The organism is Salinisphaera shabanensis E1L3A, from assembly GCF_000215955.2.
In the GTDB taxonomy this organism is placed as follows: Bacteria; Pseudomonadota; Gammaproteobacteria; order Nevskiales; family Salinisphaeraceae; genus Salinisphaera; species Salinisphaera shabanensis.
The window spans coordinates 64,351-87,171 of sequence record NZ_AFNV02000019.1; the positions used below are offsets into that span (position 1 = coordinate 64,351).

Below are 22,821 nucleotides of genomic sequence, written 5' to 3' on the forward strand. Positions count from 1 at the left end.
TCGCTATTGTGCGAGCTCGCCCTGTGCATACGCCCTTAGCGGTGGCTCGGCTGCGGCGAGATTCGGGCCGAGCTGCGGCTCGCCAAGCGTACTGGCCACGATCTCGAGCAAGCCCACCGCGTTGCTCGGCATCGCGATTTCTTCGAGATCGACCGGTAGCAAACCACACAGTCCGGAGGCACCACCGGCACGTTGCACATCCGCTGGACCCTCGTTGCTGATCGCGTCGAGCGCCAGCGCGAAGGCGAGGCTATCAGCCGTACCGATTACGAAATGCTCGGAGACGTGGCCCGGGCAGACGTCCTGCAACAGAATATTGGCAACTTTCGGATTGCCCTGTTCATAATCGAGCGCCGCCGTAGGCTGCGGCGCGACGGGACGTACCAGTTCGTCGTAGAGCGTGTACAACGCCGTATAGTCGATATCGCCCGGTGTTTCGTCACCGGCATTCAACGCGGCGACAAAGTTCGAACTGCGTGCGAACTGGTAGGTCACCGCCGGTGCGACGCCCACCGGCAGCTGATCGAGCCCGAGAAACTGAGTCAGGCTTTCACCCAGCGCTGCCGGCAGCGCGACCGTTGTGCCATGATTGGGCCCGGCAATCATGACGAAGTCGGCCAGCGCTTCGCGCGCCGACGGCCAGAACTTGATCGCCCAGCGCGGCATCAGCCCACCCTGGCTGTGGCCGATCATGGCCACCTTACGAGCGGTTTCGGCATATATCGTACGCAGCGCGTGAACGACGTATTCGGCCGACACCTGCATGTCGCCCAGGCCGCGATCGGGATAGGTGACGATGCAGACATCGAAGCCACGCTCGACAAGCTGTGGCGTATAAAAGGTGGTGTACTGTTCGGTGCCAGTCACGGTCGTACCGTGGACGAGTAATACCGGCGCTTTGTCAGGGTGTTCGAAGGCGGTGCAGTTCAGCGATCGGTCGAGTTCGGCCGCATCGGTCTGCAGTGCCGGGCCGGCGAACCCGTCGTCGTTATCGTTCGATCCGTCGGCGGCATCGCCGCTGCCCGAATTCTGGCTATCGTCGCCCGTTTGCGTATCGCCGCCCTGGCTCGCCCCTGCGAGATCGACATTGCCGTCCTCGTCGTTGCATCCCGTTAACAGCACCGCACCGGCAACCAGCATGCCGACCAGCATGGTTTTCATACGCATCGACTCTTCCCGCTTGCGTTTATACGCAGGTTCTATTGAGCACAATAAGATCGCACGAAAACCTTAGCCGGTCACGAACCGATCACGGCATGGCCATGGTCGATCGGCTAGTCGTCCAGGTCGTCCGCCTGCGAGCGCAGCTCATACTTCTGCACCTTGCCGGTGGATGTCGTCGGCAGCGGGCCAAATACTACGGTCTTGGGACATTTGAACTTCGCCATGTGCTCGCGACAATAGGCGATGATGTCTGCCTCGGTCGCTTCTTCGCCGGGCCGCAGCTCGATAAAGGCACAAGGCGTTTCGCCCCATTTTTCGTCCGGTTTGGCAACCACCGCCGATGCAGCCACCGCCGGATGACGGGAGAGCACGCTTTCGACTTCGAGTGACGAAATATTCTCGCCGCCGGAGATGATCACGTCCTTGGCCCGGTCGGCAATCTTGATATAGCCGTCCGGCTCGATATAGCCGAGATCACCGGTGTGATACCAGCCCTCGGCAAACGCCTCGTCGGTGGCGTCGGGGTTCTTCAGATAGCCTTTCATGACGATATTGCCGGCGAATACCAGTTCGCCCATCGTCTCGCCGTCGTGCGGCACGATCTCGCCCGTATCCTGATCGACCACGGTAAGCGCGGCCTGGGTCGGGTAACGCACGCCCTGGCGGCCGTTCAAACGCACCCGCTCGTCGAGGCTGACGTCTTCCCAGGATTCGTGTTTGGCACAAAGCGCGGCCGGACCATAAGTTTCGGTCAGACCATAAACATGGGTGAGCTTGAAGCCGATACGCTCCATGCCTTCGATCATCGCGGCCGGCGGTGCCGCACCGGCAACCAGCCCGTATACCGTCTGCTCGATACCAGCCAGTTTCTGTTCATCGGCGTTGACCAGCATGGAATGCACGATCGGCGCACCACAGTAGTGGGTCACACCGTGCTCGGTCATCGCCTCGATGATCGGATCGGCCGCGACCTGGCGCAGGCAGACGTTGGTGCCGGCCTTGGCGGCGAGCGTCCAGGGGAAACACCAGCCGTTGCAGTGGAACATCGGCAAGGTCCACAGATACACCGTGTGTGTGGGCATGTCCCAGGCCATGGCATTGGTCATGGCGTTCAGGTAAGCGCCGCGGTGGTGATAGACCACGCCCTTCGGGTTGCCGGTGGTGCCGGACGTGAAGTTCAACGAGATGGCGTTCCACTCGTCTTCGGGCAGCTGCCACTGGAAATCGGCATCGCCTTCGGCAACAAAGGCTTCGTATTCGATCTCGCCGATGGGTGATTCATTACCGTCATAGACCGGGTCGTCGATATCCACGACCGTGGGCGGGTTGTCCATCTGCCCGATCGCCTCGGCCATCACCGGCGCGAATGCGCGATCGACGAACACCATCTTCGCTTCACCGAACTCGAGCATGAAAGCGAGCGTGGCCGCGTCCAGACGCACGTTGAGCGCGTTGAGCACGGCGCCAACCATGGCTGGCGCGAAGTGCATCTCGTAAGTCGCCGGAATATTCGGCGCCATGATCGCAACCGTGTCACCAGCGCCAATGCCGCGCTTGTCGAGCGCGCTCGCCAGCTGCCGGCAGCGCCTGTAGGTTTCGCCCCAGCTCTGGCGCAGCTCACCGTGAATCAGCGCGGTGCGCTCGGGATACACCTCGCCCGACCAGGCCAGAAAACTGATCGGCGACAGCGCAGCATAATTGGCCGCGTTCTGCGGCAGGCTCTCGAACGGGTTGGACTCGCCCATGGATGTTTCTCTTCGCAAACAAGACTCGAACGCATGGTGCCATAACACCATTCGTGGGCAATCTCCATCGGTCAAACGAAAATCCCTGGCCCGCAATGAGCCAGGCGTTGCTTCGAGCCGCGGCCGCTGAGCGCGCAGCGAAAAGGCCATTCGCTGATTTCGCGCCTGTCTTCAATCGTCCGGGCGAGCGTTGCCTTCACCGACCGCGGCAATCAGACCGGTAGCGTGACCGTGTAGTCTTCGCCACTCACCAAGGGGAAGTCGGCCTCGTTGGCTTCGGATACCTTCACGGTATAGCGACCCGCCGTCTCACCGCGGGACTCGGCGTGCGCACGTACGGCAGCCTCGGCGGCCGCCTCGAAAGTGTCGGCATCGACAAGGTGCTCGTCGTCGCCGATTTCGCAGATGAAACGCATCATGGCCATATCGATCGTCTGAATGAAGCGCGTGCGCCCACGCATCGCGCTAGCGCAGCTGGCTGTCCTTGCTACCGCGTCGGTTGATAGCCGTATTGTTGCGGTGATCCTCATCGACCGCTTCCTGGCAGGCCACACAAAGCTGTACACCAGGGATCGCTTCGCGGCGGCGCTGCGGTATCTCGTCGCCGCATTCGGCACAATATTCGAGGCTTTCGCCCGCCTGCCCGAGCCGCGATCGAGCGAGCTCCACACCTTCGGCCACGGTGCTGTCGATTTGTTCCTGTACGGCGCCTTCACGCGCCCAACCGGTCGCCATATTGTGCTCCTCGATTGTGCAAGATGATCAGCATTACCCATGCACGACGCGGTTTCAATACGCGCGCATACTCAGCGGCCGCTACCGGGCTCCAAAATCAGCCGCCCGTCACGCTGGCTGATATCGACGTGGCGCAGAAACGTCATGCCCAGCAGCACAAAATCTGCGCTCATTGACGGGTTGATCGAAGCGCGCACATCGTACTGGGTCAAACCACCGATCCGAACCACGCCCAGACGCGTGGCGTGCGCCCTGACGCGCCCGGCCGCGGTCTCGACCACCAGGGGCGCGCCGCGCGACAATCCCAGGCGTTGCGCCATCGCGCCCGGCACGGCGACATGGCTCGCGCCCGTATCGATAAGAAACCGCACAGCTTCGCCGTTGATTTCGCCCGGCACCACGTAGTGGCCGCCCGGCGCCGCTTCAAGAACCAGCCGCTCTGGCGCCTGCGCGCCGGCCGTTATGTCGCGGTTCGGATGCGCGCGCCTGTCAAGGAGCTGGTCGAAGCCCCACCAGAGCACGCCCAACAGTACGAAAGTGGCCACCACGGGACGCAGTGGGCGTAGTGCGTCGGACATCGCAATCGATTTCATGAATGAGACCGCAGGATAGCCGACCTCTATAGCCTGGCGGGTAATGGCCGGCCGTTTGCGGACATATCGTTCCGGCGTCGCAGACAGGTGGCCCCGACCGGTTTCTTCAGCGCATGCATACGTAACTGCGACAACAACGGCTCAGGGCACACTGCCCGTCCATTCGAGCCGCGAGAATACATACCAGGCTTTCGACCTGAGCGCTCGACATTCAAAGCTTGGTCGGGCCTGTTCAAAAGCCTGCACGCATCGGTCAATTTTTAACCATATTAATGCGAAGCCTTGCCCGGCCTGCGATCCAAGCACTAACGCACCGGTTGTCCACAGCTTCGTCCAGCGCCGGTGTGCAAAAGTCGTGTCGCCGGTCTGGTCCACGGCCCATAGGTGGCTTCATTGATCGCTTAAACCAATTGACCACCTAGCCGCGTGGACGGCCCGCGCCCGCACGCCGATATACAGGCTCATGCATGATGGTCGCGACGGCGCGATCGATGGCACCGAATTCAGGCTAACCGACGCTGAAACTCTGCCTTGTTACGGTCCTTTATTTTCTCCTGACTGCATAAGGACGCCACCATGAATTGGCAATGGCTAAACACCAGCGGCACCACGCTTTTCATGGTGCTGATTTCCGGCATTGGTATCTATATTTCTCTCCTGGCGCTGACTCGACTGGCCGGCCTGCGCAGTTTTTCCAAGATGTCGAGCTTCGATTTCGCGACCACCGTTGCATTCGGATCGATCATTGCATCGACGCTGCTTTCGAAGAACCCGCCACTGGCCAGCGCTGCGTTCGGTCTGGCTGTGCTTTATGGCTTGCAATACGCCGTATCCCGAGCTCGCCAGGCCAGTACGGCCATTCAACGGCTGGTCGACAACGAGCCGTTGTTGTTGATGGCCGGACGCGAGATTCTTTACGACAATCTCAAGAAAGCGCGCGTGACCGAAGACGATCTACGCTCGAAACTGCGTCTGGCCGGCGTGACCGATCGCGAGCAAGTGCTCGCCGTGGTTTTCGAGACCACCGGCGACTGTTCCGTGCTTGCACGCGGCGAACGTCTCGACCCCTGGTTGCTGAGCCAGGTCCGCGACGCCGAACGCCTCGGAAGGCTGACTTCGGCCAATGATTCCTCTTCTTCCCGCTCTTGAAAGCGCAGCGTTACGAAACGATGTACTGGCGTTGCCCGGTCGCTTCTGGATCTCCATGCCCCGCAATATCTCTGCCCTGCCCGTTCTGATCGCACTCGCGACGGGCTCATTCGCGATCGGCACGACCGAATTCGCCACAATGAGCCTGTTGCCGTTCATCGAGGACGGGCTGTCGATCGATCCGACAACCGCCAGCCATATCATCAGCGCCTATGCGCTGGGCGTGGTTTTCGGGGCTCCCGTTATCACCGTGCTGGCGGCACGCGTGGCCCGCAAACCGTTGCTGCTGATCCTGATGTCGCTATTCGCGCTCGGCAACGCCCTGAGCGCTGTCGCCCCGAGCTACGGCTCGCTGATGCTGTGCCGTTTTCTGGCCGGCATACCACACGGTGCCTATTTCGGCCTGGCATCGCTGGTAGCCGCGTCCGTGGTCGATCCGGCAAAGCGCACGCAGGCCGTCGGCTACGTAATGCTGGGGTTAACGACCGCCACCGTTGTCGGTGTACCGCTGGCGACATGGCTCGGCCACGCAGCCGGCTGGCGTGCCGGTTACTGGGTCATTACGGCCATTGCACTCTCGGCGGTTGTGCTGATTGCGATCTATGCGCCGCGCGACCGGGCGGCCAGCGATGCCAGCGCTGTACGTGAGCTGGGTGCACTCACGCGGGTCTCGGTATGGCTGACGCTGGCTATCGGCGCCGTCGGCTTTGGCGGCATGTTCGCCGTATATACCTATGTCACGTCGACGCTGGAGCAGGTCACCGGCTTGTCCGAGCAATGGATACCGGTCGTGTTGTGCATCTTCGGGCTCGGCATGACGTTCGGCAACGCCGTGCTGCCGCGTTTTGCCGACCGTGCCTTAATGCCGACCGCCGGCGCGCTGCTGGTCTGGAGCGCGATCGCGCTGGCCTGTTTCCCGCTGGTAGCCGGCAATGCCTGGCTGATTACGCTCGACGTGTTCTGTATCGGAATCGGCGGTGCCCTGGGGCCCGTACTGCAGACGCGTTTGATGGATGTGGCAGGTGATGCACAGAACCTGGCAGCCGCGCTCAATCATGTGGCCTTCAATATGGCCAACGCCCTGGGCCCGTGGGTTGCCGGGTTGGCGCTGGCTGCGGGCTTCGGCCTGCGCTCGACCGGCGCCGTAGGCTGCCTGCTGGCGCTCGGCGGGCTTGCGATATGGATGATCGCGATCACCCATGCGCGAATGATTGAGCGCCGGTAGCGTACGTCCAGCCGCCGCGCCATAATCGGCGCATCGCCTCCGGCGGTCGGCGCGCCGCATCGAAGCGCTGCCGCTGGACTTTCACACTGGCCCAATCGCGGGCCTGGAGCTCGCTATGAATTTTCGTATTCTTGCTATTACCTGCGTATTGCTCGGTTTTGCCGGCAGTGCATTCGCCGAGCGCGCGATTAGCGGCACCGAGCGCGCCGTAGGCAGTAGCGAACGCGCCATCAGCGGCAGTGAGCGCGCTATTGGCGGCAGTGAGAACGGTACATCGGGGTCCGGCAACATGTCGGTTATCGACAGTGGTGACACGCGCACGAACCTCGGCACCTCGAATGGTACGACCACGCGTTATTCGAACGGCGTTACCAACAGCCCGGGCGTAAGCGGCAGTGGTCTGGATACGCGCCGCAGCCAGTTCGAATCCGACTCGCGTCCGCTCAGCGACAAGATCGAGCAGCGCCGGAAGGCGTTCGAGGGCAGCTCGAACTAGTCCAGCGCCTCTCGTGCGCACAAAAAAGCGCGCCGGGTAAAACCCGGCGCGCTTTGTTTAGAGCTAAGCTCTTGGCTAGTCCTTGAGCTTGTCGCGGACCTTGTCCTTGGCCTGGCCTACCTTGTCCTGAACCTTGCCCGTTTTACGCTGGGCTTTGCCTTCGGCTTCTTTCTGCTCGTCGCCGGTTACCTTGCCAACGCCTTCCTTGACAGCGCCTTTGACTCGGTCAGCTTTGCCTTTCTTGCGATCATCATCAACCATGGAAATACTCCGTGATACGCCGGTTGGTTTTTAAAACCGTAACGGCAGGTTGGATTCTCGGATACATCTGCGCCTAGTCGGACACGCGGGCCGCGGATGCATACGGCGGCAGTGCTGCCGCTCCACACACTATTTTGTGCGTGTTCAATTACTTTGGGGCCGTTTCACTGCCGGCAGTATCCGGTTAACTACGGATACGAGAACCAAACCATTCAGCCTGGCGAACGCGTTGTTCAGGTCATGCGATCGAGCGTGGCATCGCGAAGAACGACGCGATGAAACAATACGCCCGTGATATGCAGCGCCACCAGCGCCAGTATCGTCCAGCTCAGCCAGTAGTGAATCGCCGAAAGTATGGGCGCGATATCCGGCGATTCGCCGATCGGACTCCACACCGGCAGCACGCCGAACCATTTCAGCGCGAAGCCGTGGGCATTGGTGGCAAGAAAACCGCTGATCGGCATGGCAATCAAGGCCAGGTAAAGCGCCCAATGCACTGTATCGGCGAGCCAGGCTTGCATACGCGGCACCTGCGCGTGCCCCGGCGTATGGGTAAGAAAGCGCACACACAACCGTGCCAGCATGAACCAGAGCACCAGAAAGCCCAGCGATTCATGCCACAGATAGAAGCCCGTCTTGGCGTCGTCGCGTACGAACGAGATCACCTTGCCGAGCGGCCATACGGCAAACACCAATACCGCGACAAGCCAGTGGAACGTCTTGGCAAGCGGATGGAATGTCGGGTTCGACGATGACGACATCATGTTTCATCCTCGCGACGGCGCATCGGACGCCGACGCCAACAACGCCAGGCGTTCCTACGCGGCCATTCAGCCGAAATGGTAGAAGGCGATCTTATTGCCATCCGGATCACGTACATAGGCGCCATAGAACTGATCGGGGATACGCTGGCCGGGCTCACCGTCACAGGTCGCGCCGAGTTCAATCGCCTTGTGGTAAGTCGTATCGACCGCTTCCTTGGACCCGGGGTGGAGCGCCACCATGTTGCCGTTGCCCGGGTCGTGCGGCTGTTCGTCATAGGGAATACACACGGCAAGCATCGGCTCGCTCATTTTCTTGCCGATGAAACAGATGCGCCCCATATCCACCAGTACACGCGCATCGAAATCCGTGAGCAAGCTCGAATAAAAAGCCTTGGCGCGCGTCATATCGCTCACGCCGATGGTCACATAGCCGATCATTCATTTCTCCGATTGCAACCCAAACGCTGTAACCGAGCGTACACGAGGTTGGTGCGCAAAAGACGCGCCACAGTGTCGGGGCGATTTGCCTTGTGCGCATAGCGCCGTAACCTACGCGCTTGGCCTCGACGCGGCGCGTTGCGTACCCGACGCGCGGCCACCCACGATAAGGACGACACGTTGGCTTCGATCATATCGATTCGCAATCTCGAAAAGCGCTACGACTCGGGCTTTCGTGCACTAAAAGGCATCGATCTGGATATCCCGGATGGCGATATCTTCGCCCTGCTCGGCCCCAACGGCGCCGGCAAGACGACGCTCATCAATGTGGTATGCGGCATCGTCAACGCCAGCGCAGGCACGGTGGAAGCGGCGGGTCACAACATCATTTCGGATTACCGCGCGGCGCGGTCGCTGATCGGTCTGGTGCCCCAGGAACTCACCACCGACGCCTTCGAGACGGTCTGGGCCACGGTGAGTTTTTCGCGCGGGCTGTTCGGCAAGCCCAAGAACCCGGCACATATCGAAAAAGTACTCAAGGATCTCTCGCTTTGGGACAAGCGCAACAACATGCTCATGACGCTCTCCGGCGGCATGAAGCGCCGCGTGATGATCGCCAAGGCGTTGTCGCACGAACCCAAGATCCTGTTTCTCGATGAACCCACCGCCGGTGTCGACGTGGAACTGCGGCGCAGCATGTGGGAAGTGGTCCGTTCGCTGCGCGAACATGGAGTGACCATCATCCTGACCACCCACTATCTGGAAGAAGCCGAACAGATGGCCGATCGCATCGGCGTGGTCAACGCCGGCGAAATCGTACTCGTCGAACAAAAGCACGAGTTGATGGCCAAGCTGGGCGAAAAACGCCTCACCCTGCAGCTCGAAGACGCGGTCGAACAAATCCCCGATGCGCTCGCCGCACATACGCTCGAAATCGGCGACGACGGCTACGCGCTGGTCTATACCTACAACGCCAATGACAAGCGTACCGGTATCAATTCGCTGTTCCGTGATCTCGACAGCGCCGGGCTGCGGCTGCGCGATGTCGACACCAAGCAGAGTTCGCTGGAAGAGATCTTCGTGGATCTGGTGAAAGCGCCGACGAGCGAGAGCACAAGGAACGACGCATGAATATCCACGCCATTGCTGCCATCTACAAATTCGAAATGGCGCGCACCTGGCGCACGCTATTTCAGAGCGTGGTGTCGCCAGTGATCTCGACCTCGCTCTATTTCGTGGTGTTCGGCTCGGCCATCGGCTCGCGGATCACCGAAATCCAGGGCGTGAGCTACGGTGCGTTCATCGTGCCGGGGCTGATCATGCTTTCGTTGATGACCCAGAGCATTTCCAACGCCTCGTTTGCGATTTACTTCCCGAAGTTCATCGGCACAGTCTACGAACTGCTATCGGCGCCCATTTCCTATGTAGAAATCGTGATCAGCTACGTCGGCGCCGCCGCGACAAAGTCGGCCGCGCTCGGGCTGATCATCCTTGGCACGTCGTTCTTCTTCGTGGATATCCGCATCGCGCACCCGTTCATGATGCTGCTGTTTCTGGCGCTGACCGCGATCACCTTCAGCCTGTTCGGCTTCATTATCGGCATCTGGGCCGACAATTTCGAAAAACTGCAGATCGTGCCGCTATTGATCGTTACACCACTGACGTTTCTGGGCGGCACCTTCTATTCGATCGATATGCTGCCGCCGATCTGGCAGACAATCACCCTGCTCAACCCGGTCGTCTATCTCGTATCCGGCTTTCGCTGGAGCTTTTACGACGTCGCCGACGTCAACGTGTTCGTCAGCCTGGGCATGATCGGCGTGTTTCTTGCCATCTGCCTGCTCATCGTGGCCTGGATATTCAAGAGCGGCTATCGACTGAAATCGTAAAACCGGCCCGCTGGAAGCCGTGTATTCAGCCCGCGTCAGCGACTTGATACTGAATCTCGATCTTCTTGCGGCCCCATTCGAGCGCGCGCTTGCGCTTGGTGAACAGAATATCGATCTTGTTGCGCCAGCGCCTGTGCATCTTGTCCTGCACGGTATAGGTGCCCGGCAGGCCTTCGACACGCACCTTGGTGCCGTGCGTGAGCCCAAGCCGAATGAGATCGCGGGATACGGCGATGGCCTTGTCGCCCGGTTCGAGTTGATCACCGAACGCGGTGAGGCCGATATTACCGCGCTTGGTTTCTTCTTCGGCAAGGGTGAAAGAAGTTGCCGTGACTTCGAGCGTTTCCCAAGTCACTGCACTGTCGGCCTCACCGCTGGTGCAGCCCATCACGCCGATCGCAAGTACCACGCCCGCAAGCCAGGGGCGGCGTAGGGAAGGCGAAAGCCTAACTGTCATCGAGTCCTCCATGCCGGCGTATTGAAATCGAAACGCCGATGAGTTCGAAACCAATTAATATCACGTTCTCATCGAGATAGCCGCATTTGCTCAGACGTTACCTGCAACATTCCATGCCGCCGCCCGGTCTATCTACCGATGCATGCGGCATTTTTTTAGTAAACGGCAGCGGATGCCGAGCGCACGCAAAAACAGCCACGGTGCGCATCAACGCCGCCACGTCCGACCAACCCGTTCACGACTAATCCGGCAATAATTGCCAGCCGTTGGCTGCCTCGTTAACGCATACGGTCGCGGTTTCGATCTTACGTTGTTCATCGCCTGCAACGATCTCGCAGCGCAGGCGCGGTTCGTAGTGGTCGTGCCTCAACTGCCCGGATTCGAGAATTTCGACGTTTTCGACGCGGATCCGTGCCGGATCCAGCACGCCCTTGGCACGCATGAACTCGACGCCCGACTCGCGGCCGAGCGAACGCATTGCCGACTGGGTGTTTTCCAGGCTTTTTCGCAGCTGCCTTTTTAGCAACGGCTCGACGTCATCGGCGGCCGGCGCGCTGGAGCGACCTGCGAGCAAAACCGCAACGATTTAGCGGCACGAAGGCAGGCTTGAGCCTCGACAAGACCGGCAATCCAAATATTTTTGTTCGCGTCGTATAACCAATCAGCAGGTTTTAACAACGTTAGCAGCCACGAATCAGATCACCTCACTCGCATGGCGCTACCCAAGGCCAAACCAAGCGATTCAGCTGTTCACGGGGACTTATGGGGCGATACGGCAGCTGATACTCATCGGCCGCCTGCGGCCATTCGACCGACTTCGAAAAGATAAATGTTGGGCCAAAAGAAACTGTATTCGGCGATTGCGCTGGCGGGCGTACTTGTAGTCGGTTTTATCACGAGCAGTGTGATCAGCTATTTCCTCGCTCAGGATTCGGTGAGCGACCATATCGCCGAAGAGACATTACCGCTGACCAGCGACAATATCTATTCGGAAATCGAGCAGGATCTGCTGCGTTCGGTGCTTATCTCTTCGCTGATGGCACACGATACGTTGCTGCGCGACTGGACGCTCGACGGCGAAGCGAACCCCGAAAAAATGGTGCGCTACCTCAAGGAAATTCAGCAGAAGTACGACACGACGACCGCGTTTTACGTGTCCGAGGAAACACGCAACTACTACCACGCCAGCGGGGTGCTCAAACAAGTTTCTCGTGACGACGAACAAGACGCCTGGTATTTCCGTGCCCGGGAACTACATGCCCCCTACGAAATCAATGTCGATACCGACACCGCTGACCTCAGCCGGCTGACGATCTTCGTCAACTACCGGGTAACCGACTATCAGGATCGTCTTATCGGTGTCACCGGTATTGGCCTGTCGGTGGACTCCGTCGCCAATCTGATTGCCAACTATCAGACGCGCTATGCCCGCGAAATCTATCTCACCGACCGCGAAGGCCGGGTCACGCTTCGCGGCCCCCCATTTCGAAGGCCCCGACAGCCTGCGAGAACGCGCCGGCATGAGCCATATCGCGACGACCATTCTGGCCACCCCCAGCGCTTCGGTCAGTTACGAAAACAGCGAGGGCCGACGTGTCTACGTCAACAGCCGGCTGATCCCGGAATTCAACTGGTATCTGATCGTCCAGCAGGCGCAGTCGTCGGCGGAAGCGCGTGTATTGGGCGCATTGCTGCTCAATATTGGCGTCGCGCTGGCAATCGCCGCACTGGTGGGTGCGATCGGGTGGGTCGCGGTCCGCAATTATCAGAGTAACCTGGAGCAAATGGCGGGCACCGATGCGCTCACCGGGTGCACCACCCGCCGTGTATTCGAAGCCATTTTCGAGCAGGTTCGAAAGAACGCGTTGCGCAATGATGCGCCGTTGTCGCTTCTGGCTATCGATATCGATCATTTCAAGCAGATCAACGACCGACATGGTCATGCCGCCGGCGATCTCGTGCTTTATACACTCACCGATATCTTCCGATCACACCTGCGCGACAACGATACGTTGTGTCGTTGGGGCGGCGACGAATTCTTGATCCTGCTCGGCGATTGCACGCTGCCCAACGCCATCCGCGTGGCCGACGCAATTCGTGCCGCGGTCGCATGTCATACGATTCGCCCCGCCGATCACGCGATCGCCTGCACCATCAGCGTAGGCGCCGCGGAATATAAACCGGGCGAGGATCTGCGTGCACTCGTGGCCCGTGCCGACCTGGCGATGTATACCGCAAAGCGCGACGGCCGCGATCAGGTCTCCAAAGCCTGAGGCCCTTGCCTACTGTGCATACCAGTCGCGCAACCTGACCTCGGTGGCAACATTCTTGTCCGCGAGCAGGTCGCGGAATTTCTCGGTGTCCTGACCGCGGTAGTGGTACGGATAGACCACGGCCGGCGAAAAGTCGGCGACTGCATCTGCCGCCTGTTCCACGTCCATCGTGTAAGGCAGATTCATGCACACGAAGGCAACATCGATATTCTCGAGCGCGCGCATTTCGTCGATGCCTTCGGTATCGCCAGAAATATAGATGCGCTTGTCGGCTAGGGTGACAACATAGCCATTGCCCCAGCCCCTCGGATGATAGGCGTCATCACTGGGCGGCAGGTTGTACATGGGCACCGCATGAATCCCCACACCCGCATCGGTATGCACGGTTTCACCGTTGTCCATGATGGTCTGCGCATGACCATACGTCTCGCCTATGTCGTCGGCCACGGCTTGTGGCATGACCACCAGCGCTTTGCGCAGATCAAGCCCGTCGAGCGTTTCTCGATCCAGATGATCGCCATGGCCGTGGGTGAGCAATACGATATCGGCCGTCGGCAGTCCCGCATACGCATCGGCGCCTTGCGTGGGGTCGACATAAATCGTCTGTCCGTTCCATTCCAGCACGAAGCTGGCGTGCTGAACCGGATAGAGCGTGACGTCTCCCTGGGCGGTATCGACCGCGTTTTCGCTTTCGGGCGCCGCCCACACGGTCGTGGCGCCCAACGCTAGCGACACGGCAAACAGCATCGATATGAGCGATTTCATCATCGAGATTCTCGCGATTGATAGTCACACCAGCCTAGCGCCAAACCATGGGATAACGGCAACTTTCGTTGCGTGTGCGAAACAACACGCAGTGCGGCTGTTCGCAAACGGCTGCGCAGCAGCGCTCAGCTTCGCTAGAATGACCGCATAGCCACGAATGCTCGTATCGAGACGCACGATGTCGAAATCCCTGCAGGAACAACTACTGCAAGCCGGCCTGGCCAAACCCAAACAGGCCAAGAAAGCACGCCGTGACAAAACGCGCGAGGCGCAAGCCGCCCGTCGCGATCCCAAGAAAGCGAAAGAGCAGGATCAGCTCGCGCGCGAGATCGCTGCCAAGGATGCCGGCAAACGTGATTACGATCGCCGTCTGAACGAGCAACGCAAGGCCCAGCGCGAAGCGCAGGAACGCCAGCAAATGGCGGTACAGATCATCGAACGCAATCGGGTCGCGGCCGAAGGCGACAACGACCAGGCCGTCGCCTACAACTACAATGCCAATGGCAAGATCAAACGCCTGATGGTCAGCGATACACAGCGCAAGGCGCTCGCCGATGGTCGCATGGCGATCGTGCGCTATCAGGGCAAGACATCGCTGGTCACGGCAGCCGTAGCCGAGCGCCTGCAACCGCTTATTCCAAACCGGATCTGGCTGGCTACGCCGGCGGATGATACCCCCGATCCGGACGATCCCTATGCGGCCTATCAGGTACCCGACGATCTGATGTGGTAACCGTGCGCCGCCATTTCTGGCGCTGCGACCCGGCGATCGCATCGCGGCCAGTTGTCGTGTGCCATAGGCCGTGACGATGTCTGCAATAGCGGGACTGCGCCGGATCGGCTGGCCGTATGAGAACACGGCAGCCGACGGCGCTTGGGCCGAACTGCGGGCCGAGTATCCGCAGGCTCGGCCAGCACGGGTGGTGGAACAGCACCGCAGCGGTTATATCGTTGCCGAAGACACGAACTCCAGCTATCCGGTCGAGTCGGTGCCCGAGTGGCAACGCCCGCGCCTGCCCTCAGAGCAGCGACCGGCGGTCGGCGATTGGCTGCTGGTAACCGGCGGCGACGAAACCCATGCCCAGGCCGTCGCCCTGCTGCCTCGACGCAGTACGATCAAACGCAGCAGTGCCGGCAAGCATTACGGCCAGCAGATCATCGCGGCGAATATCGATATCGTTTTCGTCGTGTCCAGTCTCGACGGCGACTTCAACCCGCGTCGTATCGAGCGGTATTTGCTGCTGGTGCGCGGCGGTGCGCGTCCGGTTATCGTACTCACGAAAACGGATATCGCCGAAGCTCGCGAACCGGGCGCCGTCGAGCGCGCAAAAGCCGAACTGGACCCGTTGGGGGTGGCTGTCTGTACGCTCAACGCAACCGATTCGACGAGCGTCGATACGCTCCAGCAATGGCTTTCGCCCGGCATAACGGCGGTCCTGGTCGGCAGTTCGGGGGTCGGCAAATCGACGTTGACCAACTCGCTGACCGGCGAGCAAACCATGAAGACCGGCGCGGTACGCGCCAGCGATTCCCGCGGGCGGCATACCACGACCCACCGCTCGCTCATACCACTGGCTGCCGGTGCGTGCCTGATCGACACCCCCGGCATGCGTGAACTCAAGCCGACCGGCGAGGAAGATCTCGTAGAAGACGGCTTCGCCGATATCGAGGCTTTTGCAGCGCAGTGTCGTTTTCGTGATTGCCGCCATATCGGCGAGCCCGGCTGTGCCATTCAGGCGGCGATCGACAACGGCCAGCTCGCTGCCGCCCGGTTCGCCAATTATCAGAAGCTTAGCGGCGAAATCTCGCAAGCCGCAGATCAGCTCGCCATTCGTACAGCGCGCACAGCCGGCGGGTCGAAGAAACCGTCGCGCACCGGCAAGCGCGGCAAACGTTCACGTTAACCAAAGCGCTCGGTAACGCGCGTTATCCCCCACGAGCCGGCCATTCGGGCACAGCGCACCGGCAACCATCGCAGCGTTCAAGCCTTGGCAGCGTTTGTTTTGTCTTTTGCCGAAGACCGGCTCGACGTGACAACCACGGCCAAGGCTTGCCTTGGCTTACCCTATACGTTCTATAGTGCGGACATGGCCGAGCGCGGTTGCGCTTTTCGGCCTCGTATCGGGGAAATACGGAACGACGTGCATACCCGCACTTTCGTTCTCGACTTGGGGGCATACCAGAATGGTCGATCGTCTTTCAGCGCCGGCGCGCGTGTTCGTCGCGCTCTTCGTGAGCCTGTTTCTACTCGCAGGCTGTGCAACCGAATCGCACCGCAGCGTTCAGCCTGACACCGTCGCCAGTTACGGCACGGCCTATAACGGCCCGCGTTATGTGCTCGTGGTCGGCAACTTCCAGAATCGTTCGACCTACCGGCAAGGCCTGTTCAGCGACGGCACCGATCGACTGGGCAGCCAGGCCAAGACCATTCTCAAGACCCATCTGCAACAGACCAACCGCTTTTCCGTGGTCGATCGCGACAACATGGCCCAGATCGCTCAAGAGGCCAGGATCAGCGGCCAGCAGCAGTCGCTCAAAGGCGCCGAGGTCGCCATCTCGGGTGACGTGACCGAGTTCGGCCGTCGCACCACCGGCGATATGCAGCTGTTCGGTATTCTCGGCGCTGGCAAGACCCAGGTCGCCTACGCCAAAGTCGCGCTCAACGTGGTCGATGTGGCGACCTCCGAGATCATCTATTCCGTACAGGGCGCCGGCGAATACGAGCTCAGTAACCGTCAGGTCGCCGGCTTCGGCGGCACTGCGGGATACGACGCCACGCTCAACGGCAAGGTGCTCAATTTCGCAATTACCGAAGCCGTGAACAAACTGACCCAGGGCATGGAGAATGGCGCCTGGTCACCGGTGCGCTGATCATGGTCATACATACACGGTTACTGGCTGGCCGCGTTAGCGCACTGCTCGCGGCCACCCTGCTCGCAGGCTGTGTCACCCAGCCCGAGCCGCTTTATCGCTGGGGCGAATACGAGAACCTGATCTACACGATGTACATGCAGCCCGGTGCGGCAGAGCCCGGTTTGCAAGTACAAAAACTGCGCGCCGATATCGAACGCAGCGAAGCGGAAGGCAAACGCGTGCCGCCGGGCGTTCATGCCCAGCTGGGCTATATGCAATACATGCAAGGCAACGAAGCCGACGCGGTCGAGGAGTTCGCGGTCGAGCGCCGACTTTATCCCGAATCTTCGGATTTCATGACGACGTTCATCGAACGTATCGACAACGGGAGCTGACATGATCCGTCGATATCTCGGCCTGTGCGCGGTCGCAGCCGCTTCATTGCTGGCCACGGGCTGCGCCACTGCGCCCGGCTACGACTACAGCGCCTATCGTGCCGATCCGCCGCGCTCGATTCTGGTGCTCCCGCCGATCAACAACTCGGTCGATGTCAATGCCCCCTACGTCTATCTCTCGACGGTGACCCGACCGCTGGCAGAAGCGGGGTACTACGTCTACCCGGTGGCCGTCGTCGACGCGTTTATGAAAGAAAACGGTCTGTCCGAACCCGCCGAAATGCAGTCGGTACCGCTGAACAAGATCGATGAAATCATCGGCCCCGACGCGGTGCTCTATGCCACGATCGAGGACTGGGGCCAGAAGTATCACGTCCTGTCGTCGGATACGACGGTGGATGTCTCGGCCCGATTGATCGATGCCGATACCGGCACCCTGCTCTGGGACGGCTCGGCCCGGGCGATCGAGGGTTCCAATAGCAATCAAGGCGGTCTGCTCGCAGCGGTAATCGTCGCCGTCGTCGAGCAGATCGTGGATACCAGTGCCGACCGCACCCGCGAAGTCTCACGCATGGCCAACTTCAATATGGTGGGCGATCGAACCGACGGGCTGCCGCTCGGGCCCTACAACCCCGAGCACGTCACCGATCCGCGCCGCCAGTAAGCGTTGTTTCCGGCGCTGGCGTAGCGCGGCCGCGATGGGCACGCTAAATTGAAAGCTGGCTTCAACCACGCAAACGCCATGCTATCCAAGATCGCCACGACGCTTTCGCTCGCCATACTGACCAGCACATCCTTTGCCGTGCTGGCCGATTCGACGTCGGCCCGTATCGACGCCGCCCGTGCCGACGGCACCGGGGATGTCGAGATATCGGAAAAATTCCAGCAGCTTGATCGTAATGGCGACGGCCTGCTCAGCCGTAGTGAAGCTGAGGCCGATTATGCGATCGGCAACCTGTACGACTCGTTCGACACGTCGGCGACGATCGAAAAAGGTTCGGAAAACTCCGCCGAAGGCATTACCGAAGAGCAATTCGAAGCCGGCATGCAGGCACTCGCCAAGGGCAGCGGCGCTATCGGCCCGGCCGTGTCCGGCGGCGAAACGATTCTGGTCTATCCCGACGGCACCATGGAACGGGTCAAGGGCACAGGTGTACAACTCCAAAACTGACACCCGCCAGATACAAAAATCCGCCGGCCTCGTGCCGGCGGATTTGTTTGAGCATATCGAATCGCCCGATCAGTAACCCTTGGCGCGCGCAAAACGCTCCGTGCAAAAGTTGGCGTCACCGAACAGTTCGCTCGCCGCTCGCGCACGCTTCATGAAGAAGCCGATATCGAACTCATCGGTCATACCCATGCCGCCGTGCATCTGCACGCCTTCGGCACTGGCCAGACGGGCGGTTTCTGCGGCACGGGCCTTGGCCGCGAGAATCTGCTGCGAGGCATCGTCGGCGCCTGAATCGAATGCCGCGAGCGCCTGGAATGCCATGGCTTCGCTGATCTCGATCTCGACCGACAGATGCGCGGCACGGTGTTGCAACGCCTGAAACGAGCCGATGCGCTGACCGAACTGCTTGCGCTCGGACAGATACGTGAGCGTGCGTTCGAACACGGCGCGCGATAGACCGACCAACTCCATGGCCAGCATGGCGCGTCCGGCATCGAGCACCGCATCCAGCGTGTTGTCATCGCCGTCGAGCAATTCCGCCTGGGCGGCGTCGAAACGCACATCCGCCATGCTGCGTGTATCGAGGGAGACCACTGGTTCAACGTCGACCGTACCGGCGCCGATTTCAACAGCGAACAGGCGCGGCGTCCCGTCGAGCATGGCGCTGACGATGAATACGCCGGCATTCGCTGCATCCAGCACGAGCGTCTTCTGGCCGGTCACGGTATAGCCATCACCCGCTGCCGTGGCCTGGGTAGCCACACGCTCCGGACGATGCTTGGCACTTTCGTCGAGTGCGAGCGCCACGATCAGCTCACCGCTGGCAATCGGACCCAGCCAACGGCTTTTCTGGTCGTCGTTACCACCACGGCCGATCGCGATCGCGCCCAGTACGGCCGTGGAAAGAAACGGCGTCAAGGCAAGACGCCGCCCGACTTCGCGTGCAACAAGGCCTGCGCTCACCAGCCCGAATTCCATACCGCCCTGGTCTTCCGGCACCAGAATGCCGGTCAGGCCGGACTCGACCATCGCCTGCCACAGGTCTTGATCGTAGTCGTTGCCATGGCTGCCGCCGCGAATGGCGCGCAACGTATCCACGCTGGCCTTATCGGCAAAAATACGCTCCGCCAGATCGGCGAGCATCTGCTGTTCTTCATTCAAAATCATGGAAATGCCTCGCTAGCCTTTGGGGAGTTCGAGTACGGCGGAGGAGATGATGCCGAGCATGATCTCCGAGGTGCCGCCTTCAATCGAATTACCTTTGGAACGCAGCCACTCGCGGGCGTAGCGCCCACCGCTGGTACGTTCACCCTCCCATTCCAGGCCCTGACCGCCCATGGCATCCATCATCAGGTTGTAGCGTCGTTTGTTCAGCTCGGTACCGTAGTACTTGAGCATGGCCGAGCGTGCGCCCACGCCTTCGCCGGCTTCGGCCTTCGCACGAGTGTGTTCGACCAGCGCACGAAATGCCATCGCATCGATTTCAAGACGCGCGATATCGGCACGCAGCATGGGGTCGTCCAGGCGACCGGCCTCATCGGCGCCGATGGCTTCGAGCGCCATCTTCGCCAGGTCGCGACCCTTGAGCAGACCCGGCGGCTCGCCGCCGATGTTGTCGCGCTCGTGGGTGAGCAGATATTTGGCGATCGTCCAGCCCTGGTTGAGCTCGCCCACCAGGTTTGCGCGCGGCACACGGACGTCGTCGAAGAACGTTTCGCAGAACGGGGATTCGCCGGAAATCAGCTGAATGGGCCGCGTCGATACGCCCTGGCTTTCCATATCCAGCAGGATGAAGGAAATACCGGCCTGCTTCTTGGCATCCGGATCGGTGCGTACCAGACAGAACATCTTGTCGGCACGGTCCGCGTAGGACGTCCAGATCTTGCGGCCGTTGACCACGAAATAATCGCCGTCGATTTCCGCCGACGTTTTCAGGCTGGCCAGATCCGAACCCGCATTGGGTTCAGAATAGCCCTGGCACCAGCGAATTTCGCCGCGTGCGATCGCGGGCAAATGCTCACGCTTTTGTTCTTCGGAACCGAACTTGAGCAAGGCCGGGCCCAGCATCCAGAAGCCGAAATTGCTGACCGGGCTGCGCGCGTTGATACGCTTCATCTCGGACTTGAATACGTCGTGCTCGGCCGGCGTCATGCCGCCACCGCCGTATTCGATCGGCCAGGCCGGCGCCGTCCAGCCCTTCTCGACCATGCGCTCGAACCAGACCCGTTGGCCATCCGATGAGAACTCCCACTGACGGCCGCCCCAGACGTGGTCCTGATCGGAAGCGAGCGGCTGGCGCATCTCCTCCGGGCAGTTGTCTTCCAGCCAGGACCGAACCTCGGCCCTGAACGCCTCCAAATCGCCCATGCATCACCTACTTATTATTCGTGAAACGTAATTTCAGATTGCAAAGTATCTGGCGGCGATTGCGACCGGTCAACCGTTCGTGTGGTAGTGAATATTACCGTGACTTGGCCGAATGATCGGCCATATGCGCACCGCGCTCACCCGCCGGACGCGGCTCGTGCGCCGTCGTATCGTCTTCCACCTGATACTCCATCTGCGCGTTGAATTCCGCGCCGACCAGCACTGTCACCACAGTGACATAGATCAGCGTCAACAGAATCACGACCGCGCTGAGCGAACCGTACAACGCCGTATACGAGTTCGAGTACGCCATGAACCAGGAAAACAGTAGCGACCCCACGGTCCAGAACGTCACCACGACCCCCGCGCCTGCACCCACCCAGCGCCAACGCGGCGGCCGACGATCCGGTGCCCAGCGATAAAGCGCCGACAGACCAAGTAATAAAATCAGTCCCCCGACCGCCATGCCGGCGGCACGCACCACCTCGACCTGCCACAAGCTGAAGCCCAACCGTGACGCAGCCACCGGTAACCCGATCGCGAGAACGGCAGTCACCATCAGTCCGAAAATCACGCCGATCGCCACGAACAGCGATTTGAACAACCGCCACCACGTACCGCGTTCGCTGTCCTCGTGATACGCGGTATTAAGGGCGAGCAACAGCGCCGCCACCCCCTGCTGGGCGCACCATACCGCTACCAGCAGACTGAATACGCCCGCCGCCACGAGCTTGGTTAACGATCGGCTGGATACGGAGCGCATCTGATCGACCAGCGACAAGACGACGTCGGCCGGCACAAACCCCTGCAAGGCGCGCATGTCCTCAACCATTGCCTGGGGATCGGCGATCAGGCCATAAAACGCCACGAATGCCGCAAGCGCGGAAAAGACCGCGAACAATGCCAGGAACGAAACGCCGGCCGCCGTAATGGTCATATCGTGCCGGCTGAATTCACGGCTGACCCGTTGCACGATCGCCCACCAGCCACGCCAGCCGATCTGGGCCGGGCCCTGGGCGTTGCGCGGCCCGAACCGCGGATCTTGTTCCTTTGAATTGGGCATATGAAATTCGTTATCGAACGCCCGACGCCCGGGCGGCGCGTGCCACGGCTTACCCGCAGTTCGACGAGGCGCCTGCGCGAGACAGAAAGCCGTGGCGAGCTTCATTCATGGCAGCATAACCGCCCCACGGATCTTTGAGTATCAGCACCTTTGTTATGGATACCCACACAACAAATGCGATTTTCGAACGCGACGGTACACGGTTTCTGCCCACCGGGCTGGCGCGCGGACCATGGGACGAAAACGCCCTGCACGGCGGTGCACCCGCGGCGCTGCTTACGCATATCGCACAGAACACTGCCGGCCCCGAGTTCGTTCTCGCTCGACTGACCTTCGAACTGACCCGGCCGGTACCGCTGGCGTCGCTGGAAGTGCGCGCCGAGGCCAGCCGCGGACGCAGCGCGCGCCGTGTCGCGCTGCAGATCGAACACGACGGTGTACCGATGGGCCGCGCGATCGCCTTGATGCTGCGCGAACAACCTGTCCAAGTGCCGACCGGGCCGGCGCGCACGCTCGAACCCGCACCCGACGAGTGCACGCAGCGGTACGAAACACCGGGCATGCCGTCGGGCGAGTTCTTCCACCATCGGGCCATGGACATACGTGTGGCCACCGGCAGCACGCGCGAACCCGGCCCAGCGGCGGCATGGTTTCGCCTGCGCGCACCCGTGCTCGAAGGCGTCGAGACGACGCCGGCCATGCGCGCCGCCGCTGCTTCGGATTTCGGCAACGGGCTGAGTTGGGTACTACCGTTCGACGAGTACCTGTTCGCAAATACTGATCTGACCGTCTATCTGCACCGCGCGCCGGTCGGCGAGTGGATCGGTATTGACGCCGAGACGATCGCCCAGCCCAACGGTATCGGCTTGAGCAGTTCAACGCTCTACGATGCCGTTGGACGCGTAGGCATGGCCCATCAGAATCTGCTGATTCGAAAACGCTAGGACACGTACGCCTCGCCATACGTTGACACTCGTCAGGTAGCGAACGAACGTTCGATTTCGCTTGCCGGCGGTCG

General features: G+C 60.8%; 28 protein-coding genes. 14 read left to right on the top strand and 14 right to left on the bottom strand.

Annotated elements, in window-relative coordinates:
- Positions 1 to 3: 3 nt before the first annotated feature.
- From SSPSH_RS12635 to SSPSH_RS12655, 5 genes are all read right to left on the bottom strand, one after another.
- Complete coding sequence (locus SSPSH_RS12635) at positions 4 to 1,167, bottom strand: esterase/lipase family protein (RefSeq protein ID WP_006913686.1); 1,164 nt, start codon at positions 1,165 to 1,167, stop codon at positions 4 to 6.
- 107 nt (positions 1,168 to 1,274) lie between these two features.
- Positions 1,275 to 2,909 carry an acyl-CoA synthetase gene (locus tag SSPSH_RS12640; RefSeq protein WP_006912111.1) on the bottom strand — a complete coding sequence of 545 codons (1,635 nt, stop codon included), beginning with the start codon at positions 2,907 to 2,909 and terminating at the stop codon, positions 1,275 to 1,277.
- 212 nt (positions 2,910 to 3,121) lie between these two features.
- Positions 3,122 to 3,334 (bottom strand): hypothetical protein, encoded by a 213-nt coding sequence (locus tag SSPSH_RS12645; RefSeq protein WP_152522813.1) that lies wholly within the window; start codon positions 3,332 to 3,334, stop codon positions 3,122 to 3,124.
- A gap of 40 nt (positions 3,335 to 3,374) precedes the next feature.
- On the bottom strand, positions 3,375 to 3,644 hold the full coding sequence (locus SSPSH_RS12650) for a DksA/TraR family C4-type zinc finger protein (protein ID WP_006912109.1): 270 nt from the start codon (positions 3,642 to 3,644) through the stop codon (positions 3,375 to 3,377).
- A 71-nt stretch (positions 3,645 to 3,715) separates the two neighbouring features.
- Entirely contained in the window at positions 3,716 to 4,237 is a 522-nt protein-coding gene (locus SSPSH_RS12655; protein WP_021031764.1) for a retropepsin-like aspartic protease family protein, read from the bottom strand.
- Between the two features lie 576 nt (positions 4,238 to 4,813).
- Between SSPSH_RS12655 and SSPSH_RS12660 the strand changes: the two genes are divergently transcribed.
- The 3 genes from SSPSH_RS12660 to SSPSH_RS12670 all read left to right on the top strand — a co-directional run bounded on the left by SSPSH_RS12660 (position 4,814) and on the right by SSPSH_RS12670 (position 7,107).
- Complete coding sequence (locus SSPSH_RS12660) at positions 4,814 to 5,386, top strand: DUF421 domain-containing protein (protein ID WP_006912107.1); 573 nt, start codon at positions 4,814 to 4,816, stop codon at positions 5,384 to 5,386.
- 55 nt (positions 5,387 to 5,441) lie between these two features.
- Complete coding sequence (locus SSPSH_RS12665) at positions 5,442 to 6,611, top strand: MFS transporter (RefSeq protein ID WP_021031765.1); 1,170 nt, start codon at positions 5,442 to 5,444, stop codon at positions 6,609 to 6,611.
- A gap of 115 nt (positions 6,612 to 6,726) precedes the next feature.
- On the top strand, positions 6,727 to 7,107 hold the full coding sequence (locus tag SSPSH_RS12670; protein ID WP_006912105.1) for a hypothetical protein: 381 nt from the start codon (positions 6,727 to 6,729) through the stop codon (positions 7,105 to 7,107).
- Positions 7,108 to 7,182: 75 nt separating this feature from the next.
- Here SSPSH_RS12670 and SSPSH_RS12675 read toward each other — a convergent pair whose 3' ends face one another.
- From SSPSH_RS12675 to SSPSH_RS12685, 3 genes are all read right to left on the bottom strand, one after another.
- Positions 7,183 to 7,368: a CsbD family protein gene (locus SSPSH_RS12675; protein ID WP_006912103.1), complete on the bottom strand. Its 186-nt coding sequence runs from the start codon at positions 7,366 to 7,368 to the stop codon at positions 7,183 to 7,185.
- A gap of 233 nt (positions 7,369 to 7,601) precedes the next feature.
- Positions 7,602 to 8,132, bottom strand: a complete 531-nt coding sequence (locus SSPSH_RS12680) for a cytochrome b (RefSeq protein ID WP_006912102.1) — start codon at positions 8,130 to 8,132, stop codon at positions 7,602 to 7,604.
- 66 nt (positions 8,133 to 8,198) lie between these two features.
- Positions 8,199 to 8,570, bottom strand: coding sequence for a VOC family protein (locus SSPSH_RS12685; protein ID WP_006912101.1), 372 nt, complete (start codon positions 8,568 to 8,570; stop codon positions 8,199 to 8,201).
- Between the two features lie 180 nt (positions 8,571 to 8,750).
- On the opposite strand from SSPSH_RS12685, the gene SSPSH_RS12690 reads away from it, so the two are divergent.
- Together SSPSH_RS12690 and SSPSH_RS12695 are read left to right on the top strand one after the other, a co-directional pair.
- Entirely contained in the window at positions 8,751 to 9,701 is a 951-nt protein-coding gene (locus tag SSPSH_RS12690) for an ABC transporter ATP-binding protein (protein WP_006912100.1), read from the top strand.
- Positions 9,698 to 10,459: an ABC transporter permease gene (locus SSPSH_RS12695; RefSeq protein ID WP_006912099.1), complete on the top strand. Its 762-nt coding sequence runs from the start codon at positions 9,698 to 9,700 to the stop codon at positions 10,457 to 10,459. Before SSPSH_RS12690 ends, SSPSH_RS12695 begins: the two co-directional genes overlap by 4 nt.
- A 25-nt stretch (positions 10,460 to 10,484) precedes the next feature.
- Here SSPSH_RS12695 and SSPSH_RS12700 read toward each other — a convergent pair whose 3' ends face one another.
- Positions 10,485 to 10,916 carry a 3D domain-containing protein gene (locus SSPSH_RS12700; protein ID WP_021031766.1) on the bottom strand — a complete coding sequence of 144 codons (432 nt, stop codon included), beginning with the start codon at positions 10,914 to 10,916 and terminating at the stop codon, positions 10,485 to 10,487.
- A 241-nt stretch (positions 10,917 to 11,157) separates the two neighbouring features.
- A complete protein-coding gene (locus SSPSH_RS12705) occupies positions 11,158 to 11,394 on the bottom strand; it encodes a hypothetical protein (protein ID WP_006912097.1) in 237 nt (78 codons plus the stop codon).
- A 351-nt stretch (positions 11,395 to 11,745) separates the two neighbouring features.
- On the opposite strand from SSPSH_RS12705, the gene SSPSH_RS12710 reads away from it, so the two are divergent.
- Both SSPSH_RS12710 and SSPSH_RS19260 read left to right on the top strand, forming a co-directional pair.
- A complete protein-coding gene (locus tag SSPSH_RS12710; protein ID WP_040608150.1) occupies positions 11,746 to 12,690 on the top strand; it encodes a cache domain-containing protein in 945 nt (314 codons plus the stop codon).
- A 10-nt stretch (positions 12,691 to 12,700) separates the two neighbouring features.
- Positions 12,701 to 13,189, top strand: coding sequence for a GGDEF domain-containing protein (locus SSPSH_RS19260; protein WP_202962176.1), 489 nt, complete (start codon positions 12,701 to 12,703; stop codon positions 13,187 to 13,189).
- A 9-nt stretch (positions 13,190 to 13,198) separates the two neighbouring features.
- Here the strand turns inward: SSPSH_RS19260 and SSPSH_RS12720 are convergent, their stop codons facing one another.
- Positions 13,199 to 13,957, bottom strand: coding sequence for an MBL fold metallo-hydrolase (locus tag SSPSH_RS12720; RefSeq protein ID WP_006912096.1), 759 nt, complete (start codon positions 13,955 to 13,957; stop codon positions 13,199 to 13,201).
- A 175-nt stretch (positions 13,958 to 14,132) separates the two neighbouring features.
- On the opposite strand from SSPSH_RS12720, the gene SSPSH_RS12725 reads away from it, so the two are divergent.
- The 6 genes from SSPSH_RS12725 to SSPSH_RS12750 all read left to right on the top strand — a co-directional run bounded on the left by SSPSH_RS12725 (position 14,133) and on the right by SSPSH_RS12750 (position 18,373).
- Positions 14,133 to 14,687 carry a DUF2058 domain-containing protein gene (locus SSPSH_RS12725; RefSeq protein WP_006912095.1) on the top strand — a complete coding sequence of 185 codons (555 nt, stop codon included), beginning with the start codon at positions 14,133 to 14,135 and terminating at the stop codon, positions 14,685 to 14,687.
- A 76-nt stretch (positions 14,688 to 14,763) separates the two neighbouring features.
- The gene (gene rsgA / locus SSPSH_RS12730) at positions 14,764 to 15,858 is read left to right on the top strand and encodes a ribosome small subunit-dependent GTPase A (protein ID WP_006912094.1); all 1,095 of its coding nucleotides are present in this window, start codon (positions 14,764 to 14,766) and stop codon (positions 15,856 to 15,858) included.
- Positions 15,859 to 16,138: 280 nt separating this feature from the next.
- Positions 16,139 to 16,825, top strand: coding sequence for a CsgG/HfaB family protein (locus SSPSH_RS12735; protein ID WP_006912093.1), 687 nt, complete (start codon positions 16,139 to 16,141; stop codon positions 16,823 to 16,825).
- A 2-nt stretch (positions 16,826 to 16,827) separates the two neighbouring features.
- A complete protein-coding gene (locus tag SSPSH_RS12740) occupies positions 16,828 to 17,202 on the top strand; it encodes a DUF4810 domain-containing protein (RefSeq protein ID WP_006912092.1) in 375 nt (124 codons plus the stop codon).
- 1 nt (position 17,203) lies between these two features.
- Positions 17,204 to 17,866 carry a DUF799 domain-containing protein gene (locus SSPSH_RS12745; RefSeq protein WP_006912091.1) on the top strand — a complete coding sequence of 221 codons (663 nt, stop codon included), beginning with the start codon at positions 17,204 to 17,206 and terminating at the stop codon, positions 17,864 to 17,866.
- 78 nt (positions 17,867 to 17,944) lie between these two features.
- Positions 17,945 to 18,373, top strand: a complete 429-nt coding sequence (locus tag SSPSH_RS12750) for an EF-hand domain-containing protein (RefSeq protein WP_006912090.1) — start codon at positions 17,945 to 17,947, stop codon at positions 18,371 to 18,373.
- A 69-nt stretch (positions 18,374 to 18,442) separates the two neighbouring features.
- Here the strand turns inward: SSPSH_RS12750 and SSPSH_RS12755 are convergent, their stop codons facing one another.
- The 3 genes from SSPSH_RS12755 to SSPSH_RS12765 form a co-directional block, all read right to left on the bottom strand.
- Entirely contained in the window at positions 18,443 to 19,540 is a 1,098-nt protein-coding gene (locus SSPSH_RS12755) for an acyl-CoA dehydrogenase family protein (RefSeq protein WP_006912089.1), read from the bottom strand.
- Positions 19,541 to 19,552: 12 nt separating this feature from the next.
- Positions 19,553 to 20,740 carry an acyl-CoA dehydrogenase family protein gene (locus SSPSH_RS12760; protein WP_006912088.1) on the bottom strand — a complete coding sequence of 396 codons (1,188 nt, stop codon included), beginning with the start codon at positions 20,738 to 20,740 and terminating at the stop codon, positions 19,553 to 19,555.
- Positions 20,741 to 20,834: 94 nt separating this feature from the next.
- Positions 20,835 to 21,803 carry a YihY/virulence factor BrkB family protein gene (locus tag SSPSH_RS12765; protein ID WP_006912087.1) on the bottom strand — a complete coding sequence of 323 codons (969 nt, stop codon included), beginning with the start codon at positions 21,801 to 21,803 and terminating at the stop codon, positions 20,835 to 20,837.
- Positions 21,804 to 21,958: 155 nt separating this feature from the next.
- Here SSPSH_RS12765 and SSPSH_RS12770 point away from each other — a divergent pair, with 155 nt between their 5' ends.
- Entirely contained in the window at positions 21,959 to 22,747 is a 789-nt protein-coding gene (locus tag SSPSH_RS12770) for a thioesterase family protein (RefSeq protein ID WP_006912086.1), read from the top strand.
- Positions 22,748 to 22,821: the final 74 nt, after the last annotated feature.

What these genes read in the sequence shown, in the direction of transcription:
- SSPSH_RS12670 (WP_006912105.1), top strand. Translation starts at nt 6,727, where the DNA reads ATGAATTTTCGTATTCTTGCTATTACCTGCGTATTGCTCGGTTTTGCC.
- SSPSH_RS12735 (WP_006912093.1), top strand. Translation starts at nt 16,139, where the DNA reads ATGGTCGATCGTCTTTCAGCGCCGGCGCGCGTGTTCGTCGCGCTCTTC.
- SSPSH_RS19260 (WP_202962176.1), top strand. Translation starts at nt 12,701, where the DNA reads ATGGCGGGCACCGATGCGCTCACCGGGTGCACCACCCGCCGTGTATTC.
- SSPSH_RS12770 (WP_006912086.1), top strand. Translation starts at nt 21,959, where the DNA reads ATGGATACCCACACAACAAATGCGATTTTCGAACGCGACGGTACACGG.
- SSPSH_RS12720 (WP_006912096.1), bottom strand. Translation starts at nt 13,957, where the DNA reads ATGATGAAATCGCTCATATCGATGCTGTTTGCCGTGTCGCTAGCGTTG.
- SSPSH_RS12725 (WP_006912095.1), top strand. Translation starts at nt 14,133, where the DNA reads ATGTCGAAATCCCTGCAGGAACAACTACTGCAAGCCGGCCTGGCCAAA.
- SSPSH_RS12655 (WP_021031764.1), bottom strand. Translation starts at nt 4,237, where the DNA reads ATGAAATCGATTGCGATGTCCGACGCACTACGCCCACTGCGTCCCGTG.
- SSPSH_RS12650 (WP_006912109.1), bottom strand. Translation starts at nt 3,644, where the DNA reads ATGGCGACCGGTTGGGCGCGTGAAGGCGCCGTACAGGAACAAATCGAC.
- SSPSH_RS12710 (WP_040608150.1), top strand. Translation starts at nt 11,746, where the DNA reads ATGTTGGGCCAAAAGAAACTGTATTCGGCGATTGCGCTGGCGGGCGTA.
- SSPSH_RS12680 (WP_006912102.1), bottom strand. Translation starts at nt 8,132, where the DNA reads ATGATGTCGTCATCGTCGAACCCGACATTCCATCCGCTTGCCAAGACG.
- SSPSH_RS12760 (WP_006912088.1), bottom strand. Translation starts at nt 20,740, where the DNA reads ATGGGCGATTTGGAGGCGTTCAGGGCCGAGGTTCGGTCCTGGCTGGAA.
- SSPSH_RS12695 (WP_006912099.1), top strand. Translation starts at nt 9,698, where the DNA reads ATGAATATCCACGCCATTGCTGCCATCTACAAATTCGAAATGGCGCGC.
- SSPSH_RS12635 (WP_006913686.1), bottom strand. Translation starts at nt 1,167, where the DNA reads ATGCGTATGAAAACCATGCTGGTCGGCATGCTGGTTGCCGGTGCGGTG.
- SSPSH_RS12765 (WP_006912087.1), bottom strand. Translation starts at nt 21,803, where the DNA reads ATGCCCAATTCAAAGGAACAAGATCCGCGGTTCGGGCCGCGCAACGCC.
- SSPSH_RS12755 (WP_006912089.1), bottom strand. Translation starts at nt 19,540, where the DNA reads ATGATTTTGAATGAAGAACAGCAGATGCTCGCCGATCTGGCGGAGCGT.
- SSPSH_RS12685 (WP_006912101.1), bottom strand. Translation starts at nt 8,570, where the DNA reads ATGATCGGCTATGTGACCATCGGCGTGAGCGATATGACGCGCGCCAAG.
- SSPSH_RS12660 (WP_006912107.1), top strand. Translation starts at nt 4,814, where the DNA reads ATGAATTGGCAATGGCTAAACACCAGCGGCACCACGCTTTTCATGGTG.
- SSPSH_RS12645 (WP_152522813.1), bottom strand. Translation starts at nt 3,334, where the DNA reads ATGGCCATGATGCGTTTCATCTGCGAAATCGGCGACGACGAGCACCTT.
- rsgA (WP_006912094.1), top strand. Translation starts at nt 14,764, where the DNA reads ATGTCTGCAATAGCGGGACTGCGCCGGATCGGCTGGCCGTATGAGAAC.
- SSPSH_RS12740 (WP_006912092.1), top strand. Translation starts at nt 16,828, where the DNA reads ATGGTCATACATACACGGTTACTGGCTGGCCGCGTTAGCGCACTGCTC.
- SSPSH_RS12705 (WP_006912097.1), bottom strand. Translation starts at nt 11,394, where the DNA reads ATGCGTTCGCTCGGCCGCGAGTCGGGCGTCGAGTTCATGCGTGCCAAG.
- SSPSH_RS12665 (WP_021031765.1), top strand. Translation starts at nt 5,442, where the DNA reads ATGCCCCGCAATATCTCTGCCCTGCCCGTTCTGATCGCACTCGCGACG.
- SSPSH_RS12750 (WP_006912090.1), top strand. Translation starts at nt 17,945, where the DNA reads ATGCTATCCAAGATCGCCACGACGCTTTCGCTCGCCATACTGACCAGC.
- SSPSH_RS12745 (WP_006912091.1), top strand. Translation starts at nt 17,204, where the DNA reads ATGATCCGTCGATATCTCGGCCTGTGCGCGGTCGCAGCCGCTTCATTG.
- SSPSH_RS12700 (WP_021031766.1), bottom strand. Translation starts at nt 10,916, where the DNA reads ATGACAGTTAGGCTTTCGCCTTCCCTACGCCGCCCCTGGCTTGCGGGC.
- SSPSH_RS12675 (WP_006912103.1), bottom strand. Translation starts at nt 7,368, where the DNA reads ATGGTTGATGATGATCGCAAGAAAGGCAAAGCTGACCGAGTCAAAGGC.
- SSPSH_RS12640 (WP_006912111.1), bottom strand. Translation starts at nt 2,909, where the DNA reads ATGGGCGAGTCCAACCCGTTCGAGAGCCTGCCGCAGAACGCGGCCAAT.